Source organism: Azospirillum griseum (genome assembly GCF_003966125.1).
Taxonomy (GTDB): Bacteria; Pseudomonadota; Alphaproteobacteria; order Azospirillales; family Azospirillaceae; genus Azospirillum; species Azospirillum griseum.
In genome coordinates, this window is record NZ_RXMA01000008.1 from 1 (window position 1) to 26,815 (window position 26,815).

24 protein-coding genes and 1 riboswitch are annotated in these 26,815 nt (G+C 64.8%); of the genes, 11 read left to right on the top strand and 13 right to left on the bottom strand.

From position 1 onward, the window contains the following. Positions 1 to 178: 178 nt before the first annotated feature. The gene (gene uvrB / locus EJ903_RS10335; RefSeq protein ID WP_126614833.1) at positions 179 to 2,323 is read left to right on the top strand and encodes an excinuclease ABC subunit UvrB; all 2,145 of its coding nucleotides are present in this window, start codon (positions 179 to 181) and stop codon (positions 2,321 to 2,323) included. Positions 2,324 to 2,385: 62 nt separating this feature from the next. Here the strand turns inward: uvrB and ispH are convergent, their stop codons facing one another. Next, positions 2,386 to 3,351 (bottom strand): 4-hydroxy-3-methylbut-2-enyl diphosphate reductase, encoded by a 966-nt coding sequence (ispH, locus tag EJ903_RS10340; protein WP_126614835.1) that lies wholly within the window; start codon positions 3,349 to 3,351, stop codon positions 2,386 to 2,388. Positions 3,352 to 3,404: 53 nt separating this feature from the next. Here ispH and EJ903_RS10345 point away from each other — a divergent pair, with 53 nt between their 5' ends. Further along, positions 3,405 to 4,073: a hypothetical protein gene (locus EJ903_RS10345; protein WP_246015428.1), complete on the top strand. Its 669-nt coding sequence runs from the start codon at positions 3,405 to 3,407 to the stop codon at positions 4,071 to 4,073. 90 nt (positions 4,074 to 4,163) lie between these two features. Next, on the top strand, positions 4,164 to 4,406 hold the full coding sequence (locus tag EJ903_RS10350; protein ID WP_126614837.1) for a CDGSH iron-sulfur domain-containing protein: 243 nt from the start codon (positions 4,164 to 4,166) through the stop codon (positions 4,404 to 4,406). A gap of 377 nt (positions 4,407 to 4,783) precedes the next feature. On the opposite strand, the gene EJ903_RS10355 is transcribed toward EJ903_RS10350, so the two are convergent. Continuing rightward, a complete protein-coding gene (locus EJ903_RS10355) occupies positions 4,784 to 5,614 on the bottom strand; it encodes a hypothetical protein (protein WP_126614839.1) in 831 nt (276 codons plus the stop codon). A 215-nt stretch (positions 5,615 to 5,829) separates the two neighbouring features. Beyond that, positions 5,830 to 5,947: riboswitch (glycine riboswitch) on the top strand. A 187-nt stretch (positions 5,948 to 6,134) separates the two neighbouring features. On the opposite strand from EJ903_RS10355, the gene gcvT reads away from it, so the two are divergent. The 6 genes from gcvT to EJ903_RS26965 all read left to right on the top strand — a co-directional run bounded on the left by gcvT (position 6,135) and on the right by EJ903_RS26965 (position 11,605). Beyond that, the gene (gene gcvT / locus EJ903_RS10360; protein WP_126614841.1) at positions 6,135 to 7,262 is read left to right on the top strand and encodes a glycine cleavage system aminomethyltransferase GcvT; all 1,128 of its coding nucleotides are present in this window, start codon (positions 6,135 to 6,137) and stop codon (positions 7,260 to 7,262) included. 70 nt (positions 7,263 to 7,332) lie between these two features. After that, positions 7,333 to 7,707 (top strand): glycine cleavage system protein GcvH, encoded by a 375-nt coding sequence (gene gcvH / locus EJ903_RS10365; protein ID WP_126614844.1) that lies wholly within the window; start codon positions 7,333 to 7,335, stop codon positions 7,705 to 7,707. Position 7,708: 1 nt separating this feature from the next. Then, positions 7,709 to 9,052: an aminomethyl-transferring glycine dehydrogenase subunit GcvPA gene (gcvPA, locus tag EJ903_RS10370; RefSeq protein ID WP_126614846.1), complete on the top strand. Its 1,344-nt coding sequence runs from the start codon at positions 7,709 to 7,711 to the stop codon at positions 9,050 to 9,052. After that, complete coding sequence (gcvPB, locus tag EJ903_RS10375) at positions 9,049 to 10,617, top strand: aminomethyl-transferring glycine dehydrogenase subunit GcvPB (protein ID WP_126614848.1); 1,569 nt, start codon at positions 9,049 to 9,051, stop codon at positions 10,615 to 10,617. The genes gcvPA and gcvPB overlap by 4 nt, the downstream gene beginning before the upstream one ends. A 194-nt stretch (positions 10,618 to 10,811) precedes the next feature. Further along, positions 10,812 to 11,288, top strand: coding sequence for a hypothetical protein (locus EJ903_RS10380; RefSeq protein WP_126614850.1), 477 nt, complete (start codon positions 10,812 to 10,814; stop codon positions 11,286 to 11,288). A 146-nt stretch (positions 11,289 to 11,434) separates the two neighbouring features. After that, positions 11,435 to 11,605 carry a hypothetical protein gene (locus tag EJ903_RS26965; protein WP_158627917.1) on the top strand — a complete coding sequence of 57 codons (171 nt, stop codon included), beginning with the start codon at positions 11,435 to 11,437 and terminating at the stop codon, positions 11,603 to 11,605. Positions 11,606 to 11,719: 114 nt separating this feature from the next. Here the strand turns inward: EJ903_RS26965 and EJ903_RS10385 are convergent, their stop codons facing one another. From EJ903_RS10385 to EJ903_RS10395, 3 genes are all read right to left on the bottom strand, one after another. After that, positions 11,720 to 13,066 (bottom strand): globin-coupled sensor protein, encoded by a 1,347-nt coding sequence (locus tag EJ903_RS10385; protein ID WP_126614852.1) that lies wholly within the window; start codon positions 13,064 to 13,066, stop codon positions 11,720 to 11,722. Between the two features lie 193 nt (positions 13,067 to 13,259). Further along, positions 13,260 to 13,670, bottom strand: a complete 411-nt coding sequence (locus EJ903_RS10390; protein ID WP_126614854.1) for a Ros/MucR family transcriptional regulator — start codon at positions 13,668 to 13,670, stop codon at positions 13,260 to 13,262. 31 nt (positions 13,671 to 13,701) lie between these two features. Next, positions 13,702 to 13,977 carry an HU family DNA-binding protein gene (locus tag EJ903_RS10395; protein WP_085556605.1) on the bottom strand — a complete coding sequence of 92 codons (276 nt, stop codon included), beginning with the start codon at positions 13,975 to 13,977 and terminating at the stop codon, positions 13,702 to 13,704. A 362-nt stretch (positions 13,978 to 14,339) separates the two neighbouring features. Between EJ903_RS10395 and EJ903_RS10400 the strand changes: the two genes are divergently transcribed. Further along, on the top strand, positions 14,340 to 15,329 hold the full coding sequence (locus EJ903_RS10400; RefSeq protein WP_126614856.1) for a TerC family protein: 990 nt from the start codon (positions 14,340 to 14,342) through the stop codon (positions 15,327 to 15,329). Positions 15,330 to 15,358: 29 nt separating this feature from the next. On the opposite strand, the gene EJ903_RS10405 is transcribed toward EJ903_RS10400, so the two are convergent. Both EJ903_RS10405 and EJ903_RS10410 read right to left on the bottom strand, forming a co-directional pair. Beyond that, the gene (locus EJ903_RS10405) at positions 15,359 to 15,820 is read right to left on the bottom strand and encodes an HAD family hydrolase (protein ID WP_126614858.1); all 462 of its coding nucleotides are present in this window, start codon (positions 15,818 to 15,820) and stop codon (positions 15,359 to 15,361) included. Between the two features lie 13 nt (positions 15,821 to 15,833). Next, positions 15,834 to 17,783 carry an acetoacetate--CoA ligase gene (locus tag EJ903_RS10410; RefSeq protein ID WP_126614860.1) on the bottom strand — a complete coding sequence of 650 codons (1,950 nt, stop codon included), beginning with the start codon at positions 17,781 to 17,783 and terminating at the stop codon, positions 15,834 to 15,836. 553 nt (positions 17,784 to 18,336) lie between these two features. Between EJ903_RS10410 and EJ903_RS10420 the strand changes: the two genes are divergently transcribed. Next, a complete protein-coding gene (locus EJ903_RS10420) occupies positions 18,337 to 18,813 on the top strand; it encodes a CYTH domain-containing protein (protein ID WP_126614864.1) in 477 nt (158 codons plus the stop codon). Positions 18,814 to 18,850: 37 nt separating this feature from the next. Here the strand turns inward: EJ903_RS10420 and EJ903_RS10425 are convergent, their stop codons facing one another. The 6 genes from EJ903_RS10425 to queA all read right to left on the bottom strand — a co-directional run bounded on the left by EJ903_RS10425 (position 18,851) and on the right by queA (position 26,506). Further along, complete coding sequence (locus EJ903_RS10425; RefSeq protein ID WP_126614866.1) at positions 18,851 to 21,250, bottom strand: methyl-accepting chemotaxis protein; 2,400 nt, start codon at positions 21,248 to 21,250, stop codon at positions 18,851 to 18,853. Between the two features lie 108 nt (positions 21,251 to 21,358). Beyond that, positions 21,359 to 22,657, bottom strand: a complete 1,299-nt coding sequence (locus tag EJ903_RS10430) for a GNAT family N-acetyltransferase (protein ID WP_246015431.1) — start codon at positions 22,655 to 22,657, stop codon at positions 21,359 to 21,361. Positions 22,658 to 22,668: 11 nt separating this feature from the next. After that, entirely contained in the window at positions 22,669 to 23,742 is a 1,074-nt protein-coding gene (gene queG / locus EJ903_RS10435; protein ID WP_281274760.1) for a tRNA epoxyqueuosine(34) reductase QueG, read from the bottom strand. Next, complete coding sequence (gene queF, locus EJ903_RS10440; protein ID WP_126614870.1) at positions 23,729 to 24,193, bottom strand: preQ(1) synthase; 465 nt, start codon at positions 24,191 to 24,193, stop codon at positions 23,729 to 23,731. Before queF ends, queG begins: the two co-directional genes overlap by 14 nt. Continuing rightward, positions 24,186 to 25,481, bottom strand: a complete 1,296-nt coding sequence (tgt, locus tag EJ903_RS10445) for a tRNA guanosine(34) transglycosylase Tgt (RefSeq protein WP_246015433.1) — start codon at positions 25,479 to 25,481, stop codon at positions 24,186 to 24,188. Before tgt ends, queF begins: the two co-directional genes overlap by 8 nt. After that, the gene (gene queA, locus EJ903_RS10450; protein ID WP_126614872.1) at positions 25,478 to 26,506 is read right to left on the bottom strand and encodes a tRNA preQ1(34) S-adenosylmethionine ribosyltransferase-isomerase QueA; all 1,029 of its coding nucleotides are present in this window, start codon (positions 26,504 to 26,506) and stop codon (positions 25,478 to 25,480) included. The genes tgt and queA overlap by 4 nt, the downstream gene beginning before the upstream one ends. Between the last annotated feature and the right edge of the window lie 309 nt (positions 26,507 to 26,815).

The following is a 26,815-nucleotide window of genomic DNA, read 5'->3' on the forward strand; positions in this document are numbered from 1 at the left end:
ACCGACTCAATCCGAGCCAGGCGAAAGCGGGCAGGTTGGTCCGACGAATACGCCAGAGCCATCCTCGGCCAAATGCGATAGCCCTGCGGTGATGGTGCCGCATCGCTCGACAGACGGCCCTGGTCGGCCCATATAATCGGTTCCTGTTCCGTACCACCGACCCGGACCGATCCCCGCCATGGCCAACCCCGTCCTGTCCCCCATCCCCGCCAAGTCCTTTGCGAAGCTGGAGGCTGGAAAGCGGTTCATCATTTCGTCGGACTATGTTCCGGCGGGCGACCAGCCGCGCGCCATTGCGGAGTTGACCGACGGGCTGGTGCGCGGGGAACGTGATCAGGTCCTGCTGGGCGTCACCGGGTCGGGCAAGACCTTCACCATGGCGCATGTGATCCAGACGGTGCAGCGCCCGACGCTGGTGCTGGCCCCCAACAAGACGTTGGCCGCCCAGCTTTACGGGGAAATGAAGAGTTTTTTCCCCGACAACGCGGTGGAGTACTTCGTTTCCTATTACGATTATTACCAGCCGGAAGCCTACGTCGCCCGCACCGACACCTACATCGAAAAGGAATCCTCGATCAACGAGCAGATCGACCGGATGCGCCACGCCGCCACCCGCTCGTTGCTGGAGCGCGACGACGTCATCATCGTCGCGTCGGTGTCCTGCATCTACGGCATCGGTTCGGTCGAAACCTATTCGGAGATGACCTTTGACCTGCGCAAGGGGGAGGTGATCCCCCAGCACGAGTTGCTGCGCAAACTGACCGAGCTGCAATACAAGCGCAACGACGCCGCCTTTGGCCGTGGCCTGTTCCGCGTGCGCGGCGACACGGTGGAGATCTTCCCCGCCCACATGGAGGATCGCGCGTGGCGCGTCTCGCTGTTTGGCGAGGAGATCGAGGCGATCCACGAGATCGACCCGTTGACCGGTGAAAAGCTGGCCGGGTTGGAGGCCGTGCGCGTCTACCCCAACAGCCACCACGTCACCCCGAAGCCGACGCTGCATCAGGCCATCGGCGCGATCAAAAAGGAGCTGAAGGAGCAGCTTGAGGCGTTCAACGCCCAAGGCAAGCTGCTGGAGGCGCAGCGGTTGGAGCAGCGCGCCACCTTCGACATCGAGATGATGGCGGCCACCGGCTCCTGCGCCGGGATCGAAAACTACTCCCGTTTCCTGACCGGCCGCGCGCCGGGCGAACCGCCGCCGACCCTGTTCGAATATCTGCCCGACAACGCCCTGCTGATCGTGGACGAAAGCCACGTCATGGTGCCGCAGATCGGCGGCATGTACCGGGGCGACCGCATGCGCAAGGAAACGCTGGTCGAATACGGCTTCCGCCTGCCCAGCGCCGTGGACAACCGCCCGCTGAAGTTCGAGGAGTGGGAGGCGATGCGCCCGCAGACGGTCTTCGTCTCCGCCACCCCCGGCAATTGGGAAATGGAGCGCACCGGCGGCGTCTTCAGCGAACAGTTGGTCCGCCCCACCGGCCTGATCGACCCCGAGGTCATCATCCGCCCCACCGAAACCCAGGTCGATGATTTGATCGGGGAGTGCAAGGAGGTGGTGGCGAAGGGCTATCGCGTGCTCGTAACCACCCTGACCAAGAAGATGGCGGAGGCGCTGACCGAATACATGCACGAGTCGGGGCTGCGCGTCCGCTACATCCATTCCGACGTCGACACGCTGGAGCGGATCGAGATCATCCGCGATCTGCGTCTGGGGGCCTATGACGTGCTGGTCGGCATCAACCTGCTGCGCGAGGGGCTGGACATCCCCGAATGCGCGCTGGTGGCGATCCTCGACGCCGACAAGGAAGGCTATCTGCGCTCCAAGACCTCGCTGATCCAGACCATCGGCCGCGCGGCGCGCAACATCGAAGGCCGGGCGATCCTCTACGCCGACAAGATCACCGACAGCATGCAATACGCGATCAGCGAAACCGCCCGGCGGCGCGAAAAGCAGCACGCCTACAACCTGGAACACGGCATCACGCCGGAGTCGGTGAAGAAGGCGATCGGCGACATTATGGAAAGCGTCTATGAGCGCGGCGACCATGTGACGGTGAAAACCGGGTTGAACGCCACCGAACTGGTTGGCCACAACCTGAAAACCGTCATCGCCGATCTGGAAAAACGCATGCGCGCCGCCGCCGCCGATCTGGAATTCGAGGAGGCGGCCCGCCTGCGCGACGAGTTGCGCCGCCTGGAAGCCATGGATCTGGGCTTGGAAGCCCCCGGCAGCATCGGCATCAGCACCGCCCGCCAGGGGCGCGGCATCCCCGAAGGCGCGCCGCAGAAAAAGCCGGGCCGCCGCCGCAAGGGGCCGTAAAACCACAGGCCTGAAGGGCGGCGGCGCGCGCTCAGAAGCGGGAAAGGGAAGGGGGCTGTTGCTCAGTCCCGCTCCACCACATCCTCGACCAGGGCACGGGGCAGCTTGAACACGACGTTTTCCGTGGCGGTGCGCAGCTCCTCGACCGTCACCGTGAAGCGGGCGCGGGCGGCCTCGATCACCTCTTCGACCAGGATTTCCGGGGCCGACGCCCCGGCGGTGATTCCCAACCGCGTGACCCCGGCCAACGCCGACCAATCGATGTCGCTGGCGCGCTGGACCAGTTGCGCGGCGGGGCAGCCATGGACCTTCGCCACCTCGACCAACCGCTTGGAGTTGGAGGAGTTGGGCGCGCCCAGCACCAGCAGCGCGTCCACCTTGGGCGCGATCGCCTTGACCGCCGCCTGACGGTTGGTGGTGGCGTAGCAGATGTCTTCCTTCTTCGGCCCGGCGATGGCGGGAAAGCGGGCCTGAAGGGCGGCGAGAATGTCCGCCGTTTCGTCCACCGACAGGGTGGTTTGCGTGGCGAAGGCCAGATTGTCCGGATCATCGACCACGATCCGCGCCACATCGGCCACCGTTTCCACCAGCACCACCGCCCCTTCGGGCAGTTGGCCCATGGTGCCGATCACCTCCGGGTGTCCGGCGTGGCCGATCAGCACGATCTGGCGGCCTTCGGAAAAATGCCGTTCGGCCTCGCGGTGCACCTTGCTGACCAGCGGGCAGGTGGCGTCGAGGTAGAACAGGCCGCGCGCCTCCGCCGCCTCCGGCACCGATTTCGGCACGCCGTGGGCGGAGAACACCACCGGCACGCCGTCCGGCACCTCGGTCAATTCATCGACGAACACCGCGCCCTTGGCTTCCAGGCTTTGGACGACGAAACGGTTGTGGACGATCTCGTGCCGGACATAGACCGGCGCGCCGTACCGCTCCAGCGCGGTTTCGACGATCTGGATCGCCCGGTCCACACCGGCGCAAAAACCGCGCGGGGCGGCGAGAAGGATCGTCAGGGAAGCCGGGTTGGTCATGTCGCTCTCAGGTTCGCCATTGTCAAAACGGTCACAGGAAACAAAGCCGTCGCATGGCCTTGTGCCGGTTGCGCGGGATCTCTAAAGTCACCCGCACACCTTTCGATCCAACCGATCAGGCCGAACCGATGGACCGCCGCCGCGACCCTAATACAGCTGCCCCCTCTCTGAAAAGCCCGGCCCGGACGCGCCTGCTCGCGCTGGCGGCGATGACCGCCGCCGTGGGGCTGTCCGGCTGCGCCGATCTGGGGCTGTCCGCCCCATCTGCGGCGGAGGCGGCGCTGGCCTGCCCGAAGGTGTCGATCATCCGTGATCTGTCCGAAGTGACGTTGCTCCGTTCCGGCGGGCGCGACTTGAACGATATGGAATCGCGCGCGGCGCTGGCCGATTTCGCGGGCACGTGCGATTACACCAGCAGCGGCGTGACGGTGAACGTCAATCTGTATCTGATCGCCGAGCGTGGCCCGGCCATGAAGGGCGACAGCGCCCGCTATCAGTATTTTGTCGCGTTGGCCAAGCCGGACGACACGATTGTGTCAAAGGCCTTTTTCGACACCGACGTGACCTTTGCCGCCGGTCAGCCGCGCTCTGGCAGCAAGGAAGAACTGGCTCCGAAGATTCCGTTGCCCAAGGATGCCAACGCCAAGGATTGGAAGGTCTATCTTGGCTTCCAGTTGACGCCGGAGCAATTGGCCTTCAACCGCGCCCAGTTGAAACGCTGACCGTCAGCCCCGCTTCCGTCGTCGCCGGTTCCAGTTTTCCAACCACCCGTAGCCGCCCGATGATCGGGCCAACCGCCAAGGGAGAGTTGAATGGCCAACCCCGTCGTTGCGTCCAAGGAGCCTTTCACCGTCGAGATGGAGGCGGGAAAGACCTATTACTGGTGCCGGTGCGGTCGCAGCGCCAAGCAGCCCTTCTGCGACGGCAGCCACACCGGAACCGGGTTCGAACCGATGAAGTTCGCCCCGGCCACGACGATGAAGGCCCGTTTCTGCGGCTGCAAGGCGACCAAGAAACCGCCTTTTTGCGACGGCAGCCATTTGGATTTGAAGTGATGTGAAGGGGGGATCCCTGGTCTCGCCGCGATGCGAAGACGGGGGATCCCCATCCGGTTTTCCGCGCGAACGGGGGGCGCGGCTCCAATGTTAAGATTTCTCCCATAATTGGAAAATTGGCGTTGTTTGGAATTTCAACAGCGCCGCGATCCTCCGCTTGATATTCTTGCCCGTGCACAACGGTGTGCGGGCAACACGCTGATGATCCCTCGCGGGCGATTGCTGTTGAGATGGTCCGGGAACGGATCGCAGGATGGTGGTGCCGAAGGAGAAACCACCCCGGAAACTCTCAGGCAGCAAGGAATGCAAGGGGAGTGTCTTGAACAATTGCATTTCCCGCAACCGGCAGCCCTGACGGCTACCGGTTGCATCACACGTCAGCTGATCCGGGTAGCCGTAAAGCTGGTGTTCGGGGTGTCGCCCAACAGCGTGTTGGACCCGGCGTTGTTGGTCTGGCACCAGAGTTCGATGTAGTCGGTCGACCCGTTCAGCACCACGGAATCGGAAACCGAAGTGTAAACGCCGCTGCTGTACGGTGTGTAATTCGTCACCAGCGAATACATCGCGCCGTTTTTGTAGATAGCGAGGCTGAGCTGATAGCCGGGGCTAATCGTCATCGCGCCCTTGCCCGTAACCAGATAGTTGCCGGCCGTCAGAGGCTTGAACCGTGAAGTCGCAGTATCGAAGGCACCCCCGACATTGAAATCGGTTGTCGAGAAGTTGATTTTCGTCCAGGTGGATGAGGCAATTCCAGTCTGATGAACATTGTTCATGTTGGCGCGGAAAGAGACATTCAGCGACACTGGGTTAAGGTCGCTCAGCGCCCGTTCGTCCACCACGATCTCGTTGATGATGGCCGCCGTGGTTGGTTCCAGCATGACGCGGGCAACCGGCAGCTTGCCGGTGGGAATGGCGGGCGGGGTCAGGCTGTTGGCGGCACCGGTGACGATGGACGCGGCACCGGTCGAACGGTCAATCACCACGCGGTCGATGCGAAAACCGGACGAGGGCGGGGCGAAGGGGCCGACGTTCTGCGCGTTGACTTCGGTCAGGGTCGTGCCGCTCAGCAGAAAACCGGGGTCGAGCGCCAGGGTCAGATTCGGCGTGACCTGGGCGTGCGGGGCGAAGGGTCCGACGATGCGCTGGGCCACCGCCCAATTCGTGGCGGATTGCGACAGGTCGGACGGGTTGAAAGTCTGGGTAGCCATGGAGGCGCTCCGTTCAAAAAATGGATCGATGCGCGTGAAGGAGGTGGCTGGCCAGCCGTTTGAAGCGCGCGGTCGAAGGATGGCCGTCCTTGGCTGTTCTGTAAAGATAAAATTCCTAAAATAGGAAAAATGAGGTCTTCCGTGTTTTCCACGACCGCTCGATCCTCTGATTGACAAACATGCCTATCCGCGACAGTGTGCGAACAACACGCTGATGATCCCTCGCGGGAGAGATCGCCGTTGCGGTGCCCGGGACCACGGGTGGCAAAACGGTGGCGCCGAAGGAGCAACCGCCCCCGGAAACTCTCAGGCAGCAAGGACCGCAAGGGGATAAGGCAACTCTGGAAAGCAGACACGCGCGCTCGCGCGTCGTGCCTCACCGAAGGAGTAAACCGGCGCGTTCGTCCCAGGCCACCGGCCTTGGCGCGCGTGCGGTGAATCTCTCAGGTCCAAGACAGAGGGGGCAATCTCTCGCGCCGAAGGGTCGGCGCGGGCGCGTCCCTTATGCCGGAGAGCCAGCGTGACCGACTCCACCGAAGCCATCAAGACCACCGCCCTGCACGCGCTGCATGTCGAGCTGGGTGCCCGCATGGTCCCCTTTGCCGGGTATGACATGCCGGTGCAATACCCGCTGGGCATCCTGAAGGAGCACCAGCACACCCGCGACAAGGCCGGTCTGTTCGACGTGTCGCACATGGGCCAAGTCCGTCTGAAGCCAATCGCTTCGGCCGGGGTCGATCCGGCGTCGGCGCTGGAAACGCTGGTTCCCGGCGACATCAAGGGGCTGGCGGTTGGCCGCACCCGTTACACGCTGTTCCTGAACGAGCAGGGCGGCATCCTCGACGACCTGATGGTGACGAACGCCGGGGATCATCTGTTCCTGGTGGTCAACGCCGCCTGCAAGGAGCAGGACATCGCCCATCTGCGCGGCAAGCTGGCCGGTCTGGTCGAGGTTGAATACCTCGCCGATCTGGCGCTGCTCGCCCTGCAAGGCCCGATGGCGGCCGAGGTGATGGCGCGTTTCGTGCCGGAAGCCGCGACCATGCCCTTCATGAGCTGCCGCAGCGCCCAATTCAACGGCGTGCCGGTGACGCTGACCCGCTCCGGCTACACTGGCGAGGATGGCTATGAGCTGTCCTGCCCGAACGACGCCGCCGAGGCCATCGCCCGCGCCCTGCTGGCCGAGGCGGAGGTGGAGGCCATCGGGCTGGGTGCCCGCGACTCGCTGCGTCTGGAAGCCGGGCTTTGCCTGTACGGCCACGACATCGACACCACCACCACCCCGGTGGACGGCGCGCTGGAATGGACGCTGCCCAAGCGCCGCCGCGCCGAAGGCGGCTTCCCCGGCCACGCCATCATCGTGCAGCAACTGGCGGACGGGGCCTCGCGCCGCCGCGTCGGCATCCAGCCGGAAGGCCGCCAGCCCGCCCGCGAGCACACCGACATTCTCGACGCCAACGGCACCAAGATCGGTGAGATCACCAGCGGCGGCTTTGGCCCCACGGCGGGCGCGCCGGTCGCCATGGGCTATGTCGATCGCGCCCACGCCGCCGTCGGCACGCCGCTGACGCTGATGGTGCGCGGCAAGCCGCTGCCCGCCCGCGTTGCCGCGCTGCCCTTCGTGCCGCAGCGCTATTACCGGGGCTGATACCGGGGCTGATTGGGCCGCTTCGACTCTTTCGTTGTCAGACACATCCGCGTTTGAACAGGGGATCACAATGACCGTCAAATACACCAAGGACCATGAATGGGTGCGCGTCGAGGGTGACGTCGCCACCATCGGCATCAGCAACTTCGCCCAGGGCCAGTTGGGTGACGTCGTGTTCGTCGAACTGCCCGAGGTGGGCCGGGTCCTGGAGCAGGGCAAGGAAGCCGCCGTCGTCGAGTCGGTCAAGGCCGCCAGCGACGTCTATTGCCCGGTGTCCGGCACCGTCACCGAAGCCAACCAGGCGTTGGTCGATGATCCGTCGCTCGCCAACAGCGCGCCGGAAACCGATGGCTGGTTCTTCAAGGTGACGCTCAGCGATCCGTCGCAGCTCGACGCGCTGATGGACGAAGCCGCCTACGCGGCCTTTGTGGAGGAATCGCACTAACATGCGGTATTTGCCCCTGACCGAGGCCGACCGGCAGTCCATGCTGGCGGCCACCCGCGCGGCGTCGGTGAACGATCTGTTCCGCGATGTCCCCGAAGCCGCCCGTCTGTCCGGCCCGATCGGGGGCCTGCCCAACCACATGGGCGAATTGGAGGTCGAGCGCCTGATGGGCGCGATGGCCGCCAAGAACATCGCCGCCGGGTCGGTCCCCAGCTTTCTGGGGGCCGGTGCCTACCGCCACCATGTTCCGGCCACCGTCGATCACATGGTCCAGCGCGGTGAGTTCCTGACCGCCTACACGCCGTACCAGCCGGAGGTCAGCCAGGGGACCTTGCAGGTCCTGTTCGAGTTTCAGACGCAGGTGTCGCTGCTGACCGGCATGGATGTGGCCAACGCCTCCATGTATGACGGTGCGACCGCCTGCGCCGAGGCCGTCATCATGGCCAACCGGGTGACGCGGCGCAAAAAGGCGCTGCTGTCCGGCGGCCTGCACCCGCATTACCGTGACACCACCACCACCGACGCCCGCTTCATCGGCTTCGACGCCGTGGCGTTCCCCGCCGATCCGACCGGGGTGGAGGATCTGGCCGCCCAGATCGACGACAAGACCTCCTGCGTCGTCGTGCAGAATCCCAGCGTGTTCGGCCATGTCCGCGATTATTCGGAGTTGGCGAAGGTCTGCCAGGCCAAGGGCGCGCTGCTGATCGTCGTGGTGACGGAAGCGCTGTCGCTGGGCCTGCTGACCCCGCCGGGCGACATGGGGGCCGACATCGTTGCGGCGGAAGGCCAGTCCTTTGGCAACGCGCTGAATTTCGGCGGCCCCTATGTCGGGCTGTTCGCGGTGAAGGACAAATATGTTCGTCAGATGCCGGGCCGCTTGTGCGGCGAGACGGTGGACGCCGATGGCCGTCGCGGCTTCGTGCTGACGCTGTCGACGCGCGAGCAGCACATCCGCCGCGAAAAGGCGACCTCGAACATCTGCACCAACGCCGGTCTGTGCGCGCTGGCCTTCTCGATCCATGTCAGCCTGCTGGGCGAGGCGGGGATCACCCATCTGGCGCAGCTCAACCACGCCAAGGCCGTGCAGATGGCCGACAAGCTGGCGGCGGTTCCGGGGGTTGAGGTGGTCAACGACAGCTTCTTCAACGAATTCACCGTGAAGCTGCCCAAGCCCGCCGCCGGGGTGGTGGAGGCGCTGGCCGCCCGCCGCATTCTGGGCGGTGTGCCGGTGTCGCGCCTGTATCCGGGCGAGATGGACGATTTGCTGCTGGCCGCCGTCACCGAGACCAACACCGAGTCCGACATGGACGCCTTCGCCACGGCGCTTGCTGAGGTTCTGTCATGAGCATGAATTCCCAGGGCCGCCCCTCGGCCATTCCCGCGTTGGCCAGCACCAACGCCGTCACCGGAACCATCACCGGCAACCGTGGCCTTCAGATCGAAGAGCCGCTGATTTTCGAGCAGGACGCGCCGGGTCGTTGCGGTGTTGATCTGCCGGAGATCCCCCCGGTGGCCACGCGGCTGGGGGCGGTGAAGCCGCGCGCCAGCGTCGGCTTGCCCGGTCTGGCCGAGCCGCAGGTGGTGCGCCACTACACCCGCCTGTCGCAGAAGAACTACGCCATCGACAGCGGCCTGTACCCGCTCGGCTCCTGCACGATGAAGCACAACCCGCGCCTGAACGAGAAGATGGCGCGGCTGCCGGGCTTCGCCGACGTGCACCCGCTCCAGCCGATCAGCACCGTGCAGGGTGCGTTGGAGTTGATGGACGCGCTGGCCCATTGGCTGAAGACCCTGACCGGCATGGCGGCGGTGACGCTGGCCCCGGCGGCGGGTGCCCATGGCGAGATGTGCGGCATCATGGCGATCCGTGCGGCGCATGAGGCCAAGGGCGACAGCGCCCGCACCAAGATCCTGGTCCCGGAAAGCGCCCACGGCACCAACCCGGCCACCGCCGCTGCTTGCGGCTATGCGGTGGAATCGATCCCGGCGACCGCCGATGGCCGCGTCGATCTCGACGCGCTGAAGGCCAAGCTGGGGCCGGATGTGGCCGGTCTGATGCTGACCAACCCGAACACCTGCGGCCTGTTCGAGCGGGACATCATCGCCATCGCCGACGCGGTGCACGCGGCGGGCGGCTATTTCTACTGCGACGGTGCCAATTTCAACGCCATCGTCGGGCGGGTCCGCCCGGCCGACCTGGGCGTGGATGTCATGCACATCAACCTGCACAAGACCTTCTCCACCCCGCATGGCGGTGGCGGTCCGGGGTCGGGTCCGGTGGTGTTCTCCGAGGCGCTGGCCCCCTATGTGCCGGTTCCCTACGTCACCCACGGCGCGAACGGCTTCGCGCTGGTCGAGGAGGCCGGGGACGGCCCGGCCTTTGGCCGGATGAAGGCGTTCCATGGGCAGATGGGCATGTTCACCCGCGCCCTGTCCTACATGCTCAGCCACGGTGCCGATGGGCTGTGGCAGGCGTCGGGCGATGCGGTGCTGAACGCCAACTACGTGATGGCCAAGCTGGAGGACGTGATGACGGCCTCCTTCGACGGTCCGTGCATGCACGAATGCCTGTTCGACGACCGGTTCCTGAAGGGGACCGGCGTCACCACGCTCGACATCGCCAAGGCGTTGATCGACGAGGGTTTCCACCCGATGACCATGTATTTCCCGTTGGTCGTCCATGGGGCGCTGTTGATCGAGCCGACGGAGACCGAGAGCAAGGCCAGCCTGGATCAGTTCATCGGCGCGCTGCGCGCGCTGGCCGAACGGGCCAAGGGCGGCGATGTGGCCTATTTCCAAGCGGCCCCGCGCCTGACCCCGCGCCGCCGGTTGGACGAAACGGCGGCGGCCCGCAAGCCGATCCTGCGCTGGACCCCGCCCGCCGGGGCCGACGCGGTGGCTGCCGAGTGAGTTGATGGGTGATTGGGCGGTTGATTGGGCGAGTGATCGCTGACGCAACCGCCTGACGACCGGAACGGCCCGCCTGTCCTGATGGAGAGGCGGGCCGTTTTGTGCCTGCGACAATTTCGCAAATAAGAATGACTCGCAATTCGTAAGGTGGTGGGGTAGAGTGCGCTCCGCAACCCAGCGAAGGAGCGTGGTCGATGTGCGAAACGGGTGGGATGGGGCGTCCGTCGCCCTGGACGGTGATGGACCTGACGGCGGCCGAACGCGCGCTGTTGACCGGCATCCGCCAATGGTTCCGCACCGGGACCGCCGGGGCGATGGCGTCGATGCGGATCGGTCTGAACATCGCGGGCGTGCCCAACACCGCGCTGTTGCCGCTGTTTGCCCTTCTGGGTGCCTTTTCCGTCGCCAACGCGGCCCGGCCGGATGTCTGCGCCCCCTCCTGCACGCGGGTCAGCGCGGACGAGGCGGCGATGCTGGACGCGCTGGCGGCGATCCAGGGCGGGGATGGGGACACGGCGGCCCAACTGTTCGACCGCTGGCTGCCGGTGATGGCGTTGAGTTTGGCCACCGACGCCTTGCGTGAATTGGCGGGCATCCTGGACGCGGCGCGCATTCATCTGCCCCGACGCCGTCCCGCCCGTCTGGTGTCTTTTGCGCTGGCGGCGGAGTGAGCGTATGGACAGCCGCGTCGAAGCGGTCGTATCCCATCGTCAATGTGAATCAATTTGACCCGGTACGGGCAATTTCATAGCTTTTGCATTGACTGCGAATTGCGTGGGACGCGGCGGTTTCGATCCCGCAAACAATGGATAGGGCTATGTTGCGGATTGTGAGCCTCGGCCAAACCGGTCTGTGCGTGATGTTGCGAGATGGGGAACTGGTGACGGTGAGCGGGCGCTGCCATTGGAACAGCCCGAGTGATGCGCTGCGGTCTGCACAGGCGGAGAAGATGCCGGTCAGCGATATGGTCATTCGCACCATCGTCTGACACGCAGCGATGGCTGCACACTGACGACAACGTGCGAAAGAGAGCGTTCGATTGGACGCTCCCTCTCGTGCGATGATGTCTTCCAGGTTTTCCTTTGTATCGTTGGCGCGCTGTTCAGCCAGCGCGCACGCGTGTCAGGAAGCGGTCAACTTCCGCCCCCAGTGTTTCAGCCTGCCGACTCAGACCATTGGTTGCTTCCAGCACCCGCTCGGCCTCAGATCCCGCATTGCTGGCCGATTGGTTGACGCGCACGATGGTTTCGCTGACCTCACGGGTGCCGACTGAGGCCTGCTGAACGTTGCGGGCGATTTCGGTCGTGGCGGCACCCTGTTCCTCCATGGCGGACGCGATGGAGGAGGAAATGTCGTTGATGCGGGAGATCGTGCCGGAGATGGAGCGGATGGCTCCCACCGCCTCCTGTGTTGCGCTCTGCACGGCATTGATCTGCGCGTTGATCTCCTCGGTCGCCTTGGCGGTCTGGTTGGCGAGGCTTTTTACTTCGCTGGCGACCACGGCGAAGCCCTTGCCCGCCTCACCGGCGCGTGCGGCTTCGATGGTGGCGTTCAGCGCCAGCAGGTTGGTTTGGCTGGCGATGTCGTGAATGAGCTTGACCACCTGGCCGATCCTGCTGGCCGCGTCGGCCAAACCTTGAACGGTCGCGTTTGTCCGTTCGGCCTCTGTCATCGCTTCACCGGCAATGGCGGCGGACTGCGTCACCTGTTGGCTGATCTCGCGGATGGAAGATGTCAATTCTTCCGCCGCCGCCGCAACAGTCTGGATGTTGACCGCCGCCTGTTCGGCGGCGGCGGCCACTTGGGTCGATTCCTGGCTGGTGGTTTCCGCTGTGCGCCTCATGGTCCCCGCCGATACCTGGAGTTGGTGGGCGGACGTCGCCACCGCTTGCACCACGCCCTTGACCTCGCGTTCGAAGCTGTCGGCGGTTGCCCCCAACTCGCGGGTGATGATCGCGGCGGTGTTGAGATCGATGTAAACAGAGGTCGCCAGATCCATGTCCAGGAACACGGCCTTGTTGATCGATTGCAGGAGCACAGCCAATTTTTCTGGCTTCTTGCGGTAAATCTGTGTCGCCAGATCAATCAGCTTGTTCAGGGTGAAGCAATAGGCCCCCGTATACCAGCGCGGCTCCAGGCCAATGCGCTGATGGGTCTGGCCGATCTTCAGCACCTGCGTGACGTAGGATTCATCAAAAGTTCCGGTGAAGACGTTGCGCAGCCAATGCTGTTTTTGCAAATCCCGCGCCCGGCTAACCGTTGATGGGTTTGAGAGCAGGGAAGCAACGTTTGGAACGCCGCGTAGGTAAGAATAGAATTCATCAAGGATAAAATCGATCTTCTGGGCCAAATGGGGTTGAAATTCGCGCAGCGCGGCTTTGGTCGCTTCGTCAATCCGCAAGAAAGTGATGCGGTCTGAGATTGATTGAGTTTGGGAAGCACTCGACATTGACGCACTCTCCAAATGGCAATTTGAGCGTGTTTAAAAGATTTTGGGAAAATGCCAGCAAATGGAGCCAATTGAACAGAGTGGAGCAGAAGTCAGGGGGTGAAGTGACATTTTGCCGCAGCTTGCGAAAGGCGAAACGCAAAGCGGCGCGCCAGCAAGAGCGCGCCGCTTGCAAACTGCACTGTCAGAACGGTCAATCCACAGAGCTGCGCTTGCGCCCCAACCCCAGTTTGGTCGCCATTTCCGACCGGGCCTTGGCGTAGTTCGGGGCGACCATCGGGTATTCCGGCGGCAGGCCCCACTTGGCGCGGTACTCGTCCGGGGTCAGATCGTAAACGGTCTTGAGATGCCGCTTGAGCATCTTCAGCTTCTTTCCGTCTTCCAGGCACACGATGTATTCCGGCGTCACCGACTTCTTGATCGAAACGGCGGGAATCAGCTCTTGCTTGGATGCGGCGGGCTTTTCATCGCCCAGGCTGCGGAACGCGGCTTGGACGTTGTGGATCAACGACGGCAGATCGTGAACAGACACCGTGTTGTTGCCGACATAGGCCGCCACCACTTTGGCGGTCAGCGATTGCAGATCGGAGAAGTCGATGGTCATGACGGCACTCCGTGTGCGGTGTGGGTGCGGATCAGCCGTTCACCGAATCGCGCAGCTGCTTGGCGGGCTTGAACTTCGGGGCCTTCGACGCGGCGATGGCCACCACTTCGCCGGTGCGCGGGTTGCGGCCTTCGCGGGCGGCGCGTTCGGCCACTTCAAAGATGCCGAAACCGGCCAGACGGACGTCCTCGCCACGGCCCAGCGCGGAGCTGATGCCCTCGAACACCGCCTGAACGACCTTGGCCGCATCGGCCTTCTTGATGCCGGCGTTGGTGGCGACGGTTTCGATCAGCTCAGCTTGATTCATTCGACACTCCATTGGGTCGGTTGGTTTCGGTTTTTGGGAGTTATTGGCAGAACGGCGGACATGACACAAGCGAGAAGACCAAAAAGGCAACCGATGGTGACTTTTCCGGTCGTTTCTTCGCATCATTTATGGTGGTGGAACCGGGCGCGGGTGGAATGGGGCGGGTGTCGGTGGCACCCCCATTCTGTTACCGCGCTGAAATAAGACGACTCGCGGCGCGTGTCGATGACTTGATCTTTTGGCGGGCGTCCCCATGTTCGGGATGTTTGGGTCCGGGCCCCTCTGGCGACCGAGGCGTCGGTCGCGATGTCGGAACCTCTTGATCTCACCGCTGACGCAGCGCCATCAAGTGGCTTGTCTCCATGGACACTCTCTACGCATCCTTTCTGGTGGATTTTCTGGGGAAACCCCTTTGGGTCTGGCTGGCCTTTCTCGGCGTCGTCGTGACGCTTCTGGCGCTTGACCTGGGGGTTCTGAATCGTCGTGACCGTGAAATCGGCGTGACGGAAAGTCTGGTCCTGTCGGCGTTCTACATCGCCATCGCCGTGCTGTTCGGCGGTTGGGTCTGGTGGTCGATGGGCGATGAAGCGGCACTTCTCTATTACACCGGCTATTTCGTTGAAAAGAGCCTGTCGCTCGACAATGTGTTCGTCATTTCGCTGATCTTCACCTATTTCGCCGTGCCGCGCGCTTACCAGCACCGGGTACTGTTCTGGGGTATTCTGGGTGTGGTGGTGCTGCGTGGCGTGATGATCGGCGCGGGCGCGGCGTTGATCGCGGAATTCCATTGGATCCTGTATCTGTTCGGCGCGTTCCTGCTGCTGACCGGCATCAAGATGCTGCTGGGCAAGGACAGCGAGCCGGACATCGCCCACAACCCGGTGCTGACCTTCCTGAAGCGTCGCTTGCCGGTGACGGACCAGTTCCATGGGCACAAGTTCTTTGTCAGCCAGCCCGACGCGTCGGGCCGCATCCGGCGCATGGCGACCCCGCTGTTCCTGGCGCTGGTGATGGTTGAGCTGGCCGATCTGGTCTTTGCCGTCGACAGCGTCCCGGCGGTCTTCGCCATCACCACCGACCCGTATCTGGTCTACACCAGCAACATCTTCGCCGTGCTTGGCCTGCGCGCGCTCTATTTCGCCCTGGCCGCGATGGTCCACCGCTTCCGGTATCTGAAGGTGGCGTTGGCGCTGGTGCTGGTCTTCATCGGTTCGAAGATCTTCTACGCCGAATTCTTCGGCAAGCTCGACCCGCTGCTGTCGCTCAGCATCACGCTGGGTCTGATCGGTGGTGGCGTGTTGGTCTCGCTGTTGAAGACCCGTCACGAGGAGCGGCAGGCGCTGCCCGGTTGACGCTTGGGGGTGCGGCGGGCGGTGGGGGATCAGAAGCCCAGCGCCCGCAGCGCCGCCACGCTGTCCACCGCGTTGCGGTGCAGAACGAAAAGCCCGCCCGCCGCTTCCCACGGCGCGCGGGTTTTTTCACGGTCATCGACCAGCAGCGCGCCGGGTCCGCCGTGGAGCGGCTTGTCACGGGTCATGCAGGTGATGACCGGGACCCCCGGCCCCAGCCGTTCGGCGACCCAGCGGACTTTCTGCGGGGCGGCCCAACGGCCTTGCGGCAGGCCGGTGAGGATGGTCGGGCGGTGCGGGGCGCAAAAGTCCCACAGATCCCGCCCGTCCGGGGTGAAGGCCAACGAGCCGAAAAAATCCGCGTGGCGGGACAGCGCCCGCCACATGGAGGCAACCGGCTGTTCGTCCGGCCGCCGCCCCGTCACCGCGACGACGCCCCGGTCGAAATCGGCCAGCACGCCATCCAGATCGAGAAACAGGGCCGGACGTGTCATCGGTGCGAGCCCATCAACCCGCCAGTTCGGCCCGTTCGCGGAACTCGTCGAGGGCTGCCGGGTTGGCCAGCGCCTCCGTGTTCTTGATCGGGCGGCCGTGCACGGCGTCGCGCACCGCCAGCTCGGTGATCTTGCCCGAGCGGGTGCGCGGGATGTCCGTCACCTGGACGATCTTCGCCGGGACGTGGCGCGGCGAGCAATTGTCCTTGATCCGGGTGCGGATCGCCTTTTCCAACGCAGCGTCCAGCGTCAGCCCCTCGCGCAGCACCACGAACAGAACGACGCGGACGTCGCCGTCCCAATCCTGGCCGATGCAGACCGCCTCCATGATGTCGGGGAACTGCTCGACCTGGCGGTAAATCTCCGCCGTGCCGATGCGGACACCGCCGGGGTTCAGCACCGCGTCGGACCGCCCATAGATCACCCAGCCGCCATGTTCGGTCTGTTCGATGAAATCGCCATGGACCCAGACGTTCGGGAAGCGGTCGAAATAGGCGGCGCGGTATTTCGCCCCATCCGGATCGGCCCAGAAGCCGATCGGCATGCTGGGGAACGGGCGGGTGCAAACCAGTTCGCCCTTTTCGCCGCGCACGGCGTGGCCATGGTCGTCGAACGCCTCCACCGCCATGCCCAGGCCGCGAGTCTGGATTTCACCCATCCACACCGGAGCGATCGGGTTGCCCAGCACGAAGCAGGACATGATGTCGGTCCCGCCGCTGATCGAGGCCAGATGCACGTCGGCCTTGATGGCGCGGTAGACGAACTGGAAATTCTCCGGCATCAGCGGCGACCCGGTGGAGGTCAGGGTGCGCACGCTGGCCAGCGAATGGGTCTTGATCGGCTCCAGCCCCGATTTTTCCAGCGACTGGATGAATTTGGCCGAGGTGCCGAACAGCGTGACCTGTTCGGCATCGGCGTAATCGAACAGGATGTTGCCGTTGGGGGCGAAGGGCGAGCCGTCATACAGAACCAGCGTCGTGCCGCTGGCCAGCCCCGTGACCAGCCAGTTCCACATCATCCAGCCGCAGGTGGTGAAGTAGAACAGCCGGTCGCCCGGCTTCAGATCGCAATGCAGCCGGTGTTCCTTGACGTGTTGCAGCAGGGTCCCGCCCACGCCGTGGACGATGCATTTCGGTTTCCCGGTCGTCCCCGACGAATAGAGAATGAACAGCGGGTGGTCGAAGGCGACCCGCTCGAAGGTCGGTTCGGCGGCGGGGAAGGGGGCCACGAACGCGTTCAGATCAACCGCCTTGGGCAGGCCGGACAGATCCGGGGCAGCGTCCACATAGGGCACGATCACGGCGGTGCGCACGCTGGGCAGATCGACCAGCACCTCAGTCAGCTTGGCGCGGACGTCGTGGCTCTTGCCGTTGTACCAATAGGCGTCCGGCGCGAACACGACCTTGGGTTCGATCTGGCCGAAGCGGTCCACGATGCCCTGCACGCCGAAATCGGGCGAGCAGGAGGACCAGACCGCGCCCAGGCTGGCGGTGGCCAGCATCGCGGCCAGCGTTTCGGGCATGTTCGGCATGATGGCGGCCACACGGTCGCCCTTGCCCACGCCCTGCGCCTTCAACGCCTGTTGCAGACGGGAAACGGTGGCGACCAGCTCGGCCCCCGACCAGCGGCGCTTGACCTTGTCCTCGCCCCAAAACACCACGGCGTCGCCCGCGGGCAGCGCGGCCAGCATGTTTTCGGCGTAGCTCAGGCTGGCTTCCGGGAACCAGCGGGCACCCGGCATCTTGTCGCCGTCCAGCAGATCAACCGCACCCAGATCACCGGTCAGCCCGGCCCAGTCCCACAGGAAGCGCCAGAAGCGTTCCTTTTCGGCGATGCTCCAGTTGTACAGCGCCTCGTAATCGTCCAGACGAAGGCCGAAACGCGCGTTGGCCGCCGTCCGGAAGGCGGTCAGGTTGGAATTGGTGACGCGCTCCTCGCTTGGGCGCCACAGCGGAGTGTCCATTCTCGAATCCCTCGGGTTTGTTGTTTTGGTCCTGTCCGATTTGCTTGGTGCATCGGATTGCGGGGCAGCATAACGCATGGTTCAGCGTTTGTCTGTTTTTGGCGCGCTCAATGTTGCGCCGCAGCGTCTGGCTGCGGTGGTCAACACCGTGGTGGGGAGTGTCGTTGTCGACGGACGAAGAGGAGCCACCCGATTGGACCCAGCAACAGCACCATCACCAGCCAGCCGAGTCGCGGCCCGAATGGACAGCCACTGCCCGGTGGTGCTTGCCACGCACCGCCGGAGCGTGCCGTTACGACGTGGAGCAACGGAAGGACATACGTCACCATCAGGATGAGCCAAGCCAGCCAGGGACCAATTTCGGGAGGTTCAGCGGTCATGATCAGGCATGATTATCATGGTGGACCCTTTCGATTGGTTCGATTTTGCATTCGGCGGAAATCATCATGGTCCGGTGGCTGAACCATGATGATTTGATGGCGCAGGCCTTTGCCGCTTGCTGGGCGTTTTGGCTTTGTCTAGGTTTCACGTGGATGGTCCGAAAGGCGTGGTCATGGCGCTGGAGATTGAGCGGCGTTTCCTGGTTCGCAAGAACATCAGCCATTTGTGCCGGAGCGGCGTCCACATCATACAAGGTTATCTGCCGCGTGACGGGCAAACCACCGTGCGGGTCCGGCTGGCCGACGGGCAGGCGACCTTGACGATGAAGTCAGCCAAAACCGGAGCCTGCCGGGAAGAGCTGGAGTTTCCCCTTTTGCCCGATCTGGCCCGCCGGATTCTGGAACATTCCTGTGAAGGTCGGCTGATCGAAAAAACCCGGTATCGGTACGACCAGGATGGCTTGTGCTGGGAAATTGACGTGTTCGAGGGTGAAAACGCTGGGTTGGTCATCGCCGAGGTGGAGTTGCGCGATCCCAACCAGATCATCGCGTTGCCCGATTGGATCGGGGCGGAGGTGACAAGCCTTCCGGCTTATGGCAACTCCGCCCTGTCGCATCAACCGATCCGTCGCTGGACCAGCGCCGCCTGAGGTGGCTTGCAAAAGCCAGCCCCGGTGTGGTGAGGGGTCAGCTCATGCGGACCTTGTTCAAAAAGCCCTGAACCTCCCCGCGCAGGCGGTCAGCCTGGGTGGCAAGGGTGCGGCTGGCTTGCAAAACGGCGTCGGCGGCCCCACCGGTCTTGTTGGCGGCGTTGGTCACGTCGGCGATGTTCTGCATCACAAGCTGTGTGCCTTCGGCGGCTTGCTGCACATTTTGGGCGATTTCGCGGGTGGCGGACCCTTGCTGCTCCATCGCGTGGGCGATGTCGGTGACGGTCCCGCTGATCGTGGTCACGGCGTCGGAGATCGTGCGGATTGCCTCCACCGCGCCCACAGTGGCGGTTTGCATGTCGGCGACCTGGGCGGAGATCTCTTCCGTCGCTTTGGCGGTTTGGCCTGCAAGGTTCTTCACTTCCGTGGCGACGACAGCAAAGCCCTTGCCGGCCTCTCCCGCGCGCGCGGCTTCGATGGTGGCGTTGAGCGCCAGGAGATTGGTCTGCTCGGCGATTTCACCAATCAGGCCGACGACCTGCCCAATGCGTTCGGCAGCGTGCGACAGTCCCTCGACAATTCCGTTGGTCTGAACCGCCTTTTCCGCCGCCCCTGCGGCCGCCTGCGAACTGGCATTCAATTGGCGGGAGATTTCGGCGATGGAGGAGGACAGTTCCTCCGCCGCCGCCGCCACGGTTTGCACGTTGGAGGTTGCCCGTTCCGAGGCGGTGGCGACGGCGGAGGATTTCTTGGTCGTCAACTGGGCGTCCGACGACATTTCCTGCGCGTCGCGCCCCAGGGTGGAGGCCGATTCGGTCAGCGAATTGACCACCCCAGACACCGCTTGCTCAAAGCCGTTGGCGAATTCGTTCATGGTGCGGCGACGGTCGGCGTCGATCTGGCGGCGCATGTCCTCCCGTTCACGCTCCATCCGCTGCATTTCCAACGCGTTGTCCTTGAACACCGACAGCGCGCGCGACATGGCCCGCAGTTCATCCTTGCGGTCACTGCCGGGGATGTCGCCGCTCAGATCGCCTTCGGCCAAGCGGCTCATCGCGGCGGTCATCGCGTGAAGCGGGTGCGTGATGGCACGGTCGATCACCCAGGCCATCAAGGCCCCCAGCAGAAGGGCCACCGCCGAACCGATGATGATGACGGTGCTGGAGTTGGCCCGCCCCGTTTCACGGTCTTCCCGTTGGAGCGTGACCAGACGCCCGACCAGATCACTGACCGAACCCGCCGCCTTGGCCATGGCGCTCATCGATTCGTGCTGCTTCTGGATGGTCGTCACCAGGGCCACAAATTCGCTGTCAAAGGCTTTGGCCGCATCGGTCGCGGTGGCGATCAGCGCGCGCCCTTCCTTATCCACCAGCAAAGCCCCCGCCTTGCCCGCCGTGTCCAGGATGTCCTTGACCGCAGAGGTAACGGTCGTTTGTGAGTCGGGTGAACCGGTCAGCAGGAAATCCCGCTGACCCAGCATCGCCGATTGCACACCCTGCACCAGGCGCGTGGCCAGGCCACGCAGCAGAACGGCTTCGTTCACCTCGCTTTGGGCGAAATTGGAGGCTTCGCGCAGGGCGGCCGAGACCATCGCCTGATTTTCATGGAGTTCCTGCGCGTGGGTCTGGATTTCCCTGGCGGCCTGATCGACGGCGGTGGCTCGGTCCGCCGGGATGGCGGCGCTCATGGCGCGCATCGCGGCAAAGGCGTCCTTGTAGGCGCGGCTGTCGGCGGTGATCTCCTTGGCCAGATCCTCGTCGTTGGTTCCGGCCAGATCCTTTTCCACCGCCTCGGCGGCGTCGATCAATTGGCCGATGGCGGTGGTGATCTGGTCGGTCAGGCCGACCTCTCCGGTGCGCAGAAACTCGCTTTGCAGCCGTCGGGCTTCCTGCACGCGTTCGATCAATTTGTTGGCGCGATCGGTGGTTTCCAGACTGTGAAAGGCGGCGGTGTCCGCCTCCTTCTGGCTGACGATGTTCTGGTCGTAGCGGTCGGATTGCTGCTTGCCGATCTTCTCTGCGATGTCCTTCAACGCGCGGGCGCGGGTTTCCATGCTGGCGGTGCGCGCATGGGCCTCGCCATCCTGGGTGGTGAAGGCGGTGAAGGCGGCGCGGTAGCCATCAATTCCCGCCAGGATGTCGTCCACCAAACGACGGCTGTCCGCGTCGGCCAGCCCGGCTTTGGTCTCTTGGGCCTCAGCACGCAAGGCTTCGAGCATGCCCGGCACGTTGGTTGCCGCCTTGGCGTCGCGTTCTGTGACGAAGCGCGCCTCCTCGATGCGGACTGACTTGAGACGCGCGTCCAACTCGGCGGTGTGAGCGGCAAGGTCGACCCGCTCCGCATAGGTGCTCAGACTGTTCCAGCCAACGAACGCGACGGCAACCGTCAGAAGCAGCACGGTGGCAAAACCGAGCGCAATCCGTGTTCCGATCGTCATGAAAGAGGGACTCCCCGCAGGCCGATGGTGGGTTTTCTGTCTCTAAGTCCTTATTGGAGCACAGGAGGTTAATTTTCGCTTTGATGCAGGTCAGGACCAATCCCTATTTCAGAAACGATCGACCATCCAGGGGCGGGGTCCGCAAAACAACCGTTCCATCGGTGCGATAATCTTTTCTTTACCGTACAGCAAACCAGCCTGCCAAAGCGCCTTCGCGCTGGCATGACCGCTGTAGAGGCTGGAGAACGCGTCAATTCCCAAAGTTGCAGTCGGGGCGTTGTCATTCATGCAAAGAATGATTTCGCCTTTGGATTTTGCAACTTTTAGATGGAATGTTTGGTTGTTCTCGGGGAAGAGTGGATCGTTGATGGCAAACGCAACGACGGTATCGATGTCGCTTGGATAAGCGCGCGCGGTCAAGGCCCGCCGGACGTCGAGAATGCGGAGCAACCATTCCTCTCGCTGCTCCAACTCCACTCCCAGGTCAGAGGCGAGCAGGGGCAGCGATTCGTCTGGGCCGCCGCGCCACACCACGTGGTCCGCCTGTGCCCGGTAGCCGGACAACAACCGACGGGCCAGTTGCAAGGCGCGCGGGGTGGCAGCGCACAGGTCGGCCACCTGCAACCGCCGACTCTGGGGCGGTGAGAGTGCGATGTAACCTTCGGCACCGCTGGGACCGGTCAACAGGAACAGAGCGGCAGGGTCGCCGTCCGGGCACAGGGCCAGGGACCATAGCGTTTCATCCCGTTCGATCAGGCCGTTGCCGTCTTCCAGCATCCGGCGGCGGATGGCGGCGAGCGGGGTGGCGTCTCGCGGGTCGGCGGGCAGAATCGCGCCATCATCCCATTCGATGCCACGCAATGGGGTCAGCAGTGCCGGCGGGGCGCTCCAACGGCAAGCGACACCGCCCCGACCGAACCCAAGCCGCTGGTAGAAAGGCAGGGTGGACGGCCACAGCACCGCCTGCGCGGCCCCCGCCGCCCGCCCTTCGGCCAACAGGTTGCGCATCAGCGCGCTGCCATGACCTTCCCCTCGCCGGGTTGGATCCACCGCCACCATGGCGATGGCTTGCGTGGACACCGGCTGTCCACAAAACCACTGATTGACCAGCCAATGCGCGGCGCAAGCCATCGGTTCACAGCGTCCGGTTGGACCCGTGGCTCGCAGCACGCGCAACCGGTCCACGCCAAACAGATCGGCGTAGCGGTCGAAGATCGGGCGGGGCAGGCCAAAGCCGTGGTGGGCGAGGCGGGCAACGGCGTCGATCTCGTCGGGCCGAACCGGGCCATAAGGGGGCGGTGTGTCGATGGGGAGGTTCCCACGGCTGGTGTGTCGCGCCGTTGGTGGGGCGGCGTTGGTGGGATGGTAGCGGGAATGGCGGGGGCTGGCAAAAGCCGCCGTATCCAAGGACCAAAGGATCAGCCGCTCAACCGGCTCGACGCCCAGTGGGCGGAATCGCGCACGATGTCGCTGGGGTCGTCGCGCAGGGCGTCGGCCACCGGGCGCAGGCGCGGGTCGCCGCTGTTGCCCAGCCCGACCAGGGCGTTGCGCACGAAACGGTCGCGCCCGATGCGCTTGATCGGCGAGCCGCTGAACACCTGCCGGAATCCAGGATCGTCCAGTTGCGCCAGATCGGCCAGCCGGGGGGCGGTCAACTCGGCGCGCGGCAGAAAGGCCGGTTCGCGCGCCGCACGGGCGAATTTGTTCCACGGGCACACGGCCAGACAATCGTCACAGCCATAAATCCGGTTGCCGATCAGCGGCTTCAGATCGTCGGGGATCGGCCCCTTGTGTTCGATGGTCAGATAGGACACGCAGCGCCGGGCGTCGAGCTGATAGGGGGCCGGAAAGGCGTCGGTCGGGCAGGCGGTCTGACAGCGGGTGCAGGACCCGCAACGGTCGCGGGCGTCGTCGTCGGGCGGCAGCTCCAACGTCGTGTAGATTTCCGACAGGAACAGCCAGGAACCATGCTCGCGCGACACGAGGTTGGTGTGTTTGCCCTGCCACCCCAGACCGGCGCGCTGGGCCAGCGGCTTTTCCAGCACCGGGGCGGTGTCGACGAACACCTTCACCCCGGCCTTGGTCTGATGGTGCAGCCAATGGCCGAGCGTTTTCAAACGCCCCTTGATGAGATCATGGTAGTCGCGGTTGCGGGCGTAGACGGACACCACCCCCCGGTCGGGGCGGTCGCGCAGCCGCAGCGGGTCGTCGTGGGGGGCGTAGCTGGTCCCCAACACGATGACGCTGCGCGCCTCCTCCCACAGGGCTTGCGGGTGGGCGCGCTGGTCCACCCGGTCGGCCATCCAGCCCATATCGCCGTGCCGACCGGCGGCGAGAAAGGCGGCCAGACGGTCGCGCGCCTCCGGCCCCAGCGCGGCGGGGGCGAAGCCCACCGCGTCGAAGCCCATGGTCAGCGCCTTGTCACGGATGCGGTCACGGATGCGGGCGCGCAGCGTGGCCGGATCAAGTGCCTTCGGGTCAGCCCCGGCCACGGTAGCCCGGAACGTCCTGCGATGGAATCCACACGCCCTTGGGCGCGTCGCCGGTCTGATAGAAGACATCGATCGGGATGCCGCCGCGCGGGTACCAGTAGCCGCCGATGCGCAGCCATTGCGGGGCCAGCTCCGCCACCAGCCGCTTGCCGATGCCGACGGTGCAGGCCTCGTGAAAGGCCCCATGGTTGCGGAAGCTGGTGAGGAACAGCTTCAGCGACTTGCTTTCGACCAGCCAATCGCCCGGCACGTAATCAATCACCAGATGGGCGAAATCCGGCTGGCCGGTGATTGGGCAGAGCGAGGTGAATTCCGGCGCGGTGAAGCGCACGACATAGGCGTCGCCGGGGTTCGGGTTCGGCACCCGTTCCAACACCGCCGCGTCCGGCGATTGCGGTTGAACGGTGGCCCCGCCCAGCATGGTCAGGCCGGAATAGATGCTGTCACTCATGGGGCGCGTCCTTTTCGGCTGGCGCGGCGGCGGTCGGCGCGGGGGCGGTTGGGGTGTCGGGAGTCGCGGCGGCCGTCTCCGCCGTGGCCTTCTCCGGCTTGGGGGCTGGCTTGGGCGGGCGGTTCTGCTTGGGCGGCTTGGGCGGTTTGCCCAGCGGGTCGGTGGTCGCCTCCACATCGCCTTCGGCCAGACGGGCTTCCAGCGCGGTGGCGACCGCTTCGAACCGGCCGTCGGCGATGGCCTGCCGCAGCTCCCGCATCAGGTCCTGATAATAATGCAGATTGTGCCAGGTCAGCAGCATCGGCCCCAGCATCTCGTTCGCCTTGAACAGGTGATGCAGGTAGCCACGGCTGTAGCGCTGGCAGGCCGGGCACCCGCATTCGGCGTCGAGCGGCCGGTCGTCGTGGGCGTGGCGGGCGTTGCGGATGTTGATGGTTCCGCGCCGGACAAAGGCTTGCCCGGTGCGGCCCGAGCGGGTCGGCATGACGCAATCGAACATGTCCACGCCGCGCCGCACCGCGCCGATCAGGTCGCTGGGGCGGCCCACTCCCATCAGATAGCGCGGGCGCTGCTTCAGCATCGCCGGTTCGGTGAAGTCGAGCACGGTGAACATCGTCTCCTGCCCTTCGCCCACCGCCAGCCCGCCGATGGCGTAGCCGTCAAACCCGATGTCGGTCAGGGCGGCGACGCTCTCCGCCCGCAATTCGGGGTAGACGCTGCCCTGGACGATGCCGAACAGGCCATAGCCGGGCCGTTCGACGAAGGCGTCCTTGCTGCGCTTGGCCCAACGCATCGACAGCTTCATCGACGATTCGGCCTGCGCGGGCGTGGCAGGGTAGGGCGTGCACTCGTCCAGACACATGGTGATGTTGCTGTCCAACATGTGCTGGATCTGGATCGAGCGTTCCGGCGTCAGGTGGTACCGGCTGCCGTCCAGGTGGGATTTGAAGGTCACGCCCTCTTCCGACATGGTGCGCAGGCCGGCCAGACTCATCACCTGGAACCCGCCGCTGTCGGTCAGGATCGGCTTGTCCCAATTCATGAAGCGGTGCAAACCGCCCAGTTGGGCCACCCGTTCCGCCGTGGGCCGCAGCATCAGGTGATAGGTGTTGCCCAGCAGGATTTCCGCCCCGGTGGAGGCGACCGCGTCCGTGGTCATCGCCTTGACCGTGGCGGCGGTGCCGACCGGCATGAAGGCGGGGGTTTCGATGGTCCCGTGGGCAGTCGTCACCCGTCCGCGCCGCGCCCGCCCGTCGGTCGCGAGAAGCTCAAAGCCGATGCCGGTCATTGGTGATCCGTCCTGTGCAGCAACGAGGCGTCGCCGTAGCTGAAAAAGCGATAATTCTGGTCGATGGCGTGGGCGTAGGCGCTGCGCATCCGGTCGAACCCGGCAAAGGCGCAGACCAGCATGAACAGCGTCGATTTCGGCAGGTGGAAATTCGTCCACAGCCGATCGACGATGCGGAAGCGGTAGCCCGGCGTGATGAAAATGCTGGTGTCGCCGCTGAAGGGGACCAGCGTCCCGTCCTCCCGCCCCGCCGTTTCCAGGATGCGCAGAGGGGTGGTCCCGACCGACACGATCCGTCCGCCCGCGCGCCGGGTGGCGTTGACCGCGTCGGCGGTGGCGGCGGGGATCTCACCCCATTCGCTGTGCATGGTGTGGTCGGCGATGTCGTCCACCTTCACCGGCAGGAAGGTTCCCGCCCCGACATGCAGCGTCACCGGCACCCGGCGCACCCCGCGCGCGTCCAGCGCCGCCAGCAGCTCCGGCGTGAAATGCAGCCCGGCGGTGGGGGCGGCGACCGCCCCTTCGCGCGCGGCGAAGACCGTCTGGTAATCGGCGTTGTCGCTGGCGTCCGACGCCCGGCGGATGTAGGGGGGCAGCGGCATCCGGCCATGCCGGTGCAGCGCGGCCATCAGATCCGGCCCGCCGGTGGAGAAGCGCAGGCGCACCTCCATCCCGTCCTTGGCGATGACCTCGGCCTGGAAATCCTCGGCGATGTCGATGACGTCGCCGGGCTTCAGCCGCTTGCCGGGGCGGGCGAAGCTGGCCCATTCCCGTTCGCCCAGGCGCTTATGCAAGGTGATCTCCACCGCCACCGCGCCGCGCCGCCCGTCCAACCGGGCGGGAATGACGCGGGTGTCGTTGACGACCATCAGGTCGCCCGGCTCCAGCAGGGTGGGCAGGTCGCGCACCACGCGGTCGTGCAGACGGGCACCGACCTCCAACAGGCGGGCGGCGTCGCGGGGCCGGACGGGATGCTCGGCGATCCGGTCGGGCGGCAGGTCGAAATCGAAATCGGCGGTCTTCATGGAAGCCGCAGCTATAGACCGAACCGCCCCGCTTTGGGAAGGTGGGGCGTGGCCCCGCCGCCACAGCGCCGGAGGGCCGCCGCTTTTTTGCGCTTTGATGACAGCGCGGGCGCTTGACAGCGTTGGGCAAGAGGAGCAGGCTTCTCCTTACAGAAACGGCGCTGAGGTGAGCAAGACATGCTTCCGAGTTACCGGCGCTTCTGCGGTGTCGGGTCTTGAACCGTTTGAGTGAAACCGAAACCAGGGAGGGTGAGTAAGATCATGACTCCACCGGCGCTTACGCGATGACCCGTGATGTTTTCCAAATCA